Source organism: Mycobacterium sp. P4_H6, from assembly GCF_056400845.1.
In genome coordinates, this window is record NZ_JBFUKN010000151.1 from 1 (window position 1) to 7351 (window position 7351).

Sequence of the window (7351 nt, forward strand, 5' to 3'; positions counted from 1 at the left end):
CTCGTGAAGTGCATCTGTTGGCCTTCGGCAACACCCGATCGGCGGGGCCGTGGCGGCACCCCGACGTCGACAACAGCACCGCGGGTGTGCGCCGACGTCTGATCCGCCACGCCCAGACCGCAGAGGCCGGCACCTTCGACGCGCTGTTCTTCGCCGACGGCCTCAACTACGGTCCGCCGGCCACCTGGGCCTACAAGACCACCGAGGACTTCGAACCGCTGACGGCCACGGCGGCGCTGTCCTCGGTCACCGAGCGGATCGGCCTGGTGGTCACCGGGTCGGCGACCCTGCAACACCCGTACCACCTTGCCCGTCAGCTTCTTTCACTGGATCACCTGAGCCTGGGCCGGGCCGGCTGGAACCTGGTCACCAGCTTCGCAGCAGCGGCCGCCGACAACTTCAGCGCCCGCGGTGTCGTCGATCACGATGAACGATATCGGGTCGCCGAAGAAGCCATCGAGGTGGTGAAGAAGCTCTGGGCTTCCTGGTCCGAGGACACCATCGTGGAGGACCGGGCCGCCGGAGTCTTCAACGATGTCAGCAAGATCGCGGTACCGGAGCACCACGGGCGGTACTTCGATGTGAAGGGCCCGATCGGAGCCGCGCGCTCGGCGCAGGGCCGGCCGGTCATCTTCCAGGCCGGATCATCGAACACCGGAAGGACATTCGCGGCCACCCACGCCGAGGTGATCTTCACCAGCCACGGAAACAAGGCCCGCGGCCAGGAGTTCTACCGGCAGATCCACGCCGAGGCCCGCGCCCTGGGCCGCGCCACGCCGCCGCTGATCACCCCCTCGCTGCGGTATGTCATCGGGTCCACCGAGGACGAGGCGCGGCGCGCCGAACGCGAGGAGTACGAGTACTTCAGCCCGGAGTATCAGGCGGGCTGGCTGCTGGAGGTCGACGTCGACGTCACCGGAGCCGACCTGGACGGCCCGGTGCCCGCCTCGGCATTCCCGGACAGCACCGAAACCCATCAGACCGCGCTCGCCGGCTATCGGGCGCTCGCCGCGGACGGCGACCCGACGGTGCGGGAGTTCCTGTACAAGACGGTGAACGGTTGGGGCGCCTCGGTTGTCGGCACCCCCGAGCGGATCGCCGACCAGATCGAGGACTGGTTCACCGATGGCGCCGCCGACGGTTTCGTGCTGCGCGACAGCGGACTACCCGGCCAGGAGGAACTGTTCGTCGAACAGGTCGTGCCGGTGCTGCGCAAGCGCGGGCTGTTCCGTCACGAGTACACGGGCACCACCCTGCGTTCCCACCTCGGCCTGGACGTACCGGCATGACCGATCCCTTCGTGCTCGCCGCCTTCACCATGTCCACGGTGTCGCACGGCAACTTCGGGCTGTGGCGCCACCCCGAGGACCAGACCTCCCGGTACACCGACATCCGCTACTGGGTGGCGCTGGCCCAGCTGCTCGACGCGGGTGGCTTCGACGCGCTGTTCATCGCCGACGCCGTCGGACAGCTCGATGTGTTCGGCGGTGACGCCGATGCCGCCCTGACCCGTGGTGTGCAGACACCGGTCACCGATCCGCTGCTCGCGGTGTCGGCGATGGCGGCCGCGACAACCCATCTGGGCTTCGGCGTCACGGTGTCGACGACCTACGAGAGCCCCTACCTGCTGGCCCGCAAGTTCAGCACGCTGGACCATCTGACCGGCGGCCGAGTCGGCTGGAACATCGTCACCTCGCTGCTGGACAGCGCGGCCCGCAACATCATCGGGCGCGACCGGCAGATCCCGCACGACGAGCGCTACGCGATGGCCCAGGAATTCCTCGAGGTCACCTACAAGCTGTGGGAGGGCTCCTGGGAGGCGGACGCGGTGCTGCGCGACCGCGACCGCGGCATCTACACCGACGCCGCCAAAGTCCACGCCATCGGTCACGAGGGCACGTACTTCCAGGTGCCCGGAGCACATCTGGTGGAACCCTCGCCGCAACGCACCCCGGTGCTCTTCCAGGCCGGCACCTCCCCGGCCGGGCGCGAATTCGCGGCGCGCAACGCCGAACTGGTCTTCGCCAGCGACCCGCGCCCACAGGTGTTGCGGGCCAATATCGAGGACATCCGCCGGCGAGCGGTGGCCCACGGGCGCCGGCCCGACTCGATCAAGTTCCTGACCTCCGTCGAGATCGTCACCGACAGCACGGATTCCGCCGCCCGCGCCAAGGCCGCCGACCTGGCGAAGTATCACGACCTGGAAGCGGGCCTGGTGCTGCTGTCGGCGCTCAGCGGCGTGGACTGGTCGGAGTACGGGGTGGACCGCCCGATCGAACAGTTCGACACCGACGCCAGTCGATCCATCCTGGCCGCAGTGGACGGGGCCGGGGACCGGCACCGGATCACCCTGCGCGACTACGTCGGTGAGCTCGGCGGTTTCGGCGGGCAACTGTTCGTCGGATCCGCTGGCACGGTGGCCGACGAACTGGAGGCCTACGCCGAGAGCACCGGTATCGACGGTTTCAACATCACCTATCACGTCACGCCCGGCAGCTTCGCCGATGTCGCCGATCACCTGATCCCCGAACTGCGTCGCCGTGGGCGCGCCCGCGAGGCCGGCGAGGCGACCACGCTGCGGGAGCGGCTGTTCGGAGGGGCGGCGCTGCTGCCCGATGACCACCCTGGCGCGGGTTTCCGGTTGGTAAAAGAATCGCGTCGATCCGATAGCTGATGCCTGAGAGCATTCTCAGGCATCGTCATCGTGACATCAATATCTCTTTAAACAACTGCGCGTCAGAAGATTTCATGACGCACAGGGCAGGAAGGCGGCATCATGGCCACACCGAATCGGGTCGAACTGGGGGGTCGACCGCTGTCCCAGATCGAAGACCACGGACTCGAACGCGACGCACTCGGCTTCTGGGGTGTCTTCGCCCAGGGCCTGGCCGCTGCGGCGCCCAGCGTGGCCGTGGCCTCCGTGYCGTTCATGCTGTTCCTGGCCGCAGGCAAGGGCGCGGCGTGGGCGGTGATCATCGGCCTGGTCATCGTCATCCTGATCGCGACCACCATCAGCTTTCAGGCCAAACGCACGGTGTCCTCCGGTTCGCTGGGCACCTACACCGGCAATGGTCTCGGCCCGGGATTCGCCTATGCCGCCGGCTTCAGTCTGCTGGTCGGCTACATCGGTTTCGCCGTCACCGGCACCCTCGGCGGCGTCCTCTATCTGGATTCGTTCCTGCAATCCTTCGGACTGGGGTCGGAGGCCACCTGGTTCAAGCTGATCCTCGTGGTGCTCATCGTCGGGGTCGGGGTGTACCTGCCGTACCGCGGGGCTTCGCTGGCCGCCCGGTATGAACTGATCTTCGAGATCATCGCGGTGGCAACCATTCTCGTCATCGTGGTGGCGTCCTATGCCACCTACGGCTGGCGGATCGACTGGGAGCAGTGGGATCTCGGGCACCTCAGCACCAGCGCCACCTTCATCGCCGCGGTGTCGGCCGTCGGCTCCTACGCGGGATTCGAGAGTGTGGCCTCCCTGGGCGCGGAAGCCAAGGACGCACACCGCACCATCGCCCGCTCACTGCTGCGGGTGGTGATCCTGCTCGGTGTGCTCTACATCGTCGCCACCTACCCGCAGGTGCTGTTCTTCGAGGGCATCAACGGTGACGAGGCAGTGCTGCCACAACTGGCCGACGCCACCAACGTGTCGTGGATCAATCACGTGATGAGCGGCGCCGTCGCGATCGCTTTCGTCGTGTTCGTCACCGCGGTGACCACCGCTGCGGCCCGCTCGCTGTTCACCTTCGCCCACGAGGGCGCGCTGCCCAGCGCGTTCGCGAAAGTGCATCCCGCACACCGCACCCCGTGGGTCGGCATCGTGTTCATCGGGATATTGGCGTTCCTGTTCTCGGCGGTGGCCACCATCAGCTCGGCGGGCCGGCTGGTCTTCGAGGTCTACGGGGGCTACGTCGCCACCTGGGGCTTCTTGATCAGCTACCTGCTCGTGGTGATCGCCACCCCGATCTGGCTGCACAAGATACGGGCCCTGACCCCGCTGCGGCTGCTCGTGTCCGTGGCCGCGACCCTGGCCCTGGGTTACGTGATCTTCAGCAACTTCTACCCGGTGCCCGAGTTCCCGTTCAACATCCTGCCGTTCATCTTCGGCGGCATCCTGCTGGTCGGTCTGCTCTGGTACTGGTACCTGAAGTTCACCAACCCCGAGGTGGCCAAGCGGGTCGGCACTATCCAGACCCTGTCGGATGCCGAGCAGCAGCGTCTGGTCGATGAGGGCATCGTCGACGTGCTGGAGCATCGCGACGATACCCCCGACCCCGACGGTGACCCGGAGGCACGGCGGGACAAGGAACCGGTCGCGCCATGAGCGTGTCGGTCTCGGAGAAGACCTGGACGGTCCGGGCCGCCACCGCGGTCGACCACCCGCACATCGCGGACTTCCTGGCCACCACCGCGGGTATCGCGGGCCGCAAGTTCGCCGCGGACTCCCGCGATATCGCCGAACAACTCGACGGCGTGTTCCCCGGTGCGGTGCCGGTGGTCCGCGACGAGACGGGGCGCGTCCGCGGCTACGCGGTGCTGCACCAGCCGTACGGCCTGGAACCCGAGATCGGGGCCGAGTTCGTCTTCGCCCCGGCCACCCCCACGCCGCTGGTCGACAGCGTCGTCGCCGCCACCGTGGACCGGTTCCTGGCCGAATCCGCCGACATCCCGGGGGCGTACCTGCGGAGCTTCATCGGCACGGACCAGCAGCCGGCGATCGATGCGCTCGTGGCGCGCGGGGCCCGGCAGGAAGGACAGTTCATCCGGACCCGCAAGGATCTCGCCGGGGAGCACACCGATGCGCTGGATCGTGCCGAGATCGACGGGCTCACCCTGTTGAGCTGGCCGGAGGTGATCGAGCGGGACCTGCTCGAACAGGTGCGCCAACTGCAGTACGCCACCTTCCTCGAGCATTTCGGCAACATGTCCAAGACGCCGGAGATCTTCGCTCACCACATCGAAAGCCGGTCTTTCACCGCAGATTTCAGCAACGCCGCGGTGAACGATGACGGCCAGGTGGTGGGTTACGTGCTGGGCTCCACCTATACCCATCTCGACGGTGACCGCGAGGAACGCAGCGCCCACACCGACTACATCGGGGTGCGCAGGGACCAGCGCAAGCGCGGGATCGCGGAGTTCCTGCTGCGCAAGATCTGGTTGGCCGCGCTGCGTCGTGGCCTGAGCCTGGCGTCGCTGGGCACCGACATCCACAACCGCAGCAACGCCCACATCCTCTACGAACGGCTCGGCTACCAGGCCGTCGAGCACCAGTTCGCCTACCGCATCGATGCACCGACAGGAATCAGATGAGCACCGCCACAACCTATCTGAGCGCGCCCACCGCGGACCTCGAAGAACTGCGGGCGCACTTCGCGCCGGTGTTCGCCAAGATCGCCGAGGGCAACCTGGAACGCGAACGTGACCGCGTCTTCCCGCACGAGCAGGTGAAGTTGCTCAACGAGGCCGGCTTCGGCACCCTGCGGATCGCCACCGACCGCGGTGGCTGGGGCGCGTCGCTGCAACAGGTGTTCCTGCTGCTGGCCGATCTCGGCACCGCCGACGCGAACGTCGCCCACATCTGGCGCAACCACCTCGCTTTTGTCGAGGACCGGCTCAACGCCGCGGTCTCGGAGGCCAACGACGCCTGGATCGCACGCTTCCTCGGCGGCCAGTTCGTCGGTGGAGGATGGACCGAGGCGAACAATGTCACGCTGGCCAACCTGGTCACCACCGTGCAGACCGACGGTGATCACTTCGCCGTCACCGGCGCCAAGTTCTACGCCACCGGCAGTCTCTACGCCGACTGGCTCGATGTGCTCGGCCGCGGCGATGACGGTGAGCTGCTGACCGCGCTGGTGCGCGCCGATGATCCCGGCGTCACGCTGCTGGACGACTGGGATGGCTTCGGGCAGCGCACGACCGCCAGCGGCACGGCCCGCTATGAGAACGCGCGCGCCGAACGCGGTGACGTGTTCCCGGCCGCCGAACGTTTTGCCTACCAGGGCCACTTCTATCAGACCGCCATGCTGTCGGTGCTGACCGGCATCACCCGGGCCGCGCTGCGCGACGGGTCGACGGCGCTGACCGGTCGCAAGCGCAACTACCCACAGGGGCTGGCCCAGGTGCCCTCCGACGATGCCCAACTGCTCGCCGTCATCGGCGAGGTGTCCGCCGACGCGTTCGCCGCCGAGGCTGCACTGGCACAGGCCGGCGCGGCACTGGACCGGATCCACGGGGACGAGCGGAACGCGAAGCGGCGTCTGGTCGAGGCCGAGGTGGCCGTCACCCAGGCGCAGTTGGTCATCATCGCTGCTGCGCTGCGCGCCACCACCGCGGTCTTCGATGCGCTCGGCGCCTCCGGGGTGTCGGTGGAGCGTGGCCTGGACCGGCACTGGCGCAACGCGCGCACCCTGGCCTCGCACAACCCGCGGGTCTACAAGGCGCGCATCCTCGGCGACTACCTCATCAACGGCAAGGACCCGGTGTCCAACCTGGCCGCACTCGGCCGAGGCGGACAGGGCAACTAGTCCTAGGGTGGGTCCTGTGAGCGAGCAGGACCGCACCCGCTGGGACGCGGCGTACACCGACCGCGACGCCGCGCCCACACCGGGGCTGCCTGCGGTGTTCAGGGACCACGCGCATCTGTTCCCGCGCACCGGCACCGCACTGGAGATCGCCTGCGGCTCAGGCGCGGCAGCGGTGTGGCTGGCCCAGCGCGGCCTCGACGTGCAGGGCGTGGACGTCTCCACCGTCGCCATCGACCGGGCGCGTGCTCTGGCAGAACAGGCCGGTGTCACGGCGCGTTTCGAGGCCGTCGACCTCGACGATGGTCTGCCTCCCGGTGACCCGGTGAATCTGCTGCTGTGCCACAAGTTTCGCGACGCTCGACTCGACCGGCAGATCATCGAGCGGCTCGCGCCCGGCGGGCTGCTGGCCATCTGTGTGCTCAGCGAGGTCGGCGCCGCACCTGGGCGGTTCCGTGCCACCCCCGGGGAACTGCGCACCGCGTTTTCGACGCTCGACGAGGCCGCGGCGGGGGAGGGCGACGGCCAGGCCTGGTTGCTCGCCCGGCGTCGCTGACCGCGGGCGCCGGGCGGTCCGACACAAGATAATGTGTCGGATGTGATGTATCAGGACATCGGTGACAGTTCTGCATCAGGACATCGGTGGCAGTTGATGTATCAGGACTTCGGTGACAGTTCTCTGGTCCTGGGTTGGGGCCCGCTGGGTCGGCCGTTGCCGACGTAGTTGACTCCGGGTGCGGGTCTGGTGTGCTCGACGATGACCTGACCGTGCAGGTCGGCGATGATGATCGTGTCGTCCGCGGTGACGATCAGGACCTGCTCAAAGG

The 7351-nt window shown here is 67.9% G+C and carries 6 protein-coding genes; all 6 read left to right on the forward strand.

Going from position 1 to position 7351, the window contains the following annotated elements; all coding sequences use genetic code 11:
• Window positions 1-1289: NtaA/DmoA family FMN-dependent monooxygenase (locus AC1DTF_RS31725; RefSeq protein WP_477476944.1), on the forward strand; the 1289-nt coding region annotated here is incomplete at its 5' end.
• The gene (locus AC1DTF_RS31730; RefSeq protein ID WP_477476945.1) at window positions 1286-2674 is read left to right on the forward strand and encodes an LLM class flavin-dependent oxidoreductase; all 1389 of its coding nucleotides are present in this window, start codon (window positions 1286-1288) and stop codon (window positions 2672-2674) included. The genes AC1DTF_RS31725 and AC1DTF_RS31730, both read left to right, overlap by 4 nt.
• Before the next feature lie 99 nt (window positions 2675-2773).
• Window positions 2774-4324 (forward strand): APC family permease, encoded by a 1551-nt coding sequence (locus AC1DTF_RS31735; protein WP_477476949.1) that lies wholly within the window; start codon window positions 2774-2776, stop codon window positions 4322-4324.
• On the forward strand, window positions 4321-5310 hold the full coding sequence (locus AC1DTF_RS31740) for a GNAT family N-acetyltransferase (RefSeq protein WP_477476946.1): 990 nt from the start codon (window positions 4321-4323) through the stop codon (window positions 5308-5310). The genes AC1DTF_RS31735 and AC1DTF_RS31740 overlap by 4 nt, the downstream gene beginning before the upstream one ends.
• A complete protein-coding gene (locus AC1DTF_RS31745) occupies window positions 5307-6527 on the forward strand; it encodes an acyl-CoA dehydrogenase family protein (RefSeq protein WP_477476947.1) in 1221 nt (406 codons plus the stop codon). Before AC1DTF_RS31740 ends, AC1DTF_RS31745 begins: the two co-directional genes overlap by 4 nt.
• Window positions 6528-6543: 16 nt before the next feature.
• A complete protein-coding gene (locus tag AC1DTF_RS31750) occupies window positions 6544-7080 on the forward strand; it encodes a class I SAM-dependent methyltransferase (RefSeq protein WP_477476948.1) in 537 nt (178 codons plus the stop codon).
• Window positions 7081-7351 lie beyond the last annotated feature (271 nt).

Bases quoted from the DNA above. Each gene is read 5' to 3' on its own strand.
- AC1DTF_RS31730 (WP_477476945.1), top strand. From the start codon at position 1,286: ATGACCGATCCCTTCGTGCTCGCCGCCTTCACCATGTCCACGGTGTCG.
- AC1DTF_RS31740 (WP_477476946.1), top strand. From the start codon at position 4,321: ATGAGCGTGTCGGTCTCGGAGAAGACCTGGACGGTCCGGGCCGCCACC.
- AC1DTF_RS31745 (WP_477476947.1), top strand. From the start codon at position 5,307: ATGAGCACCGCCACAACCTATCTGAGCGCGCCCACCGCGGACCTCGAA.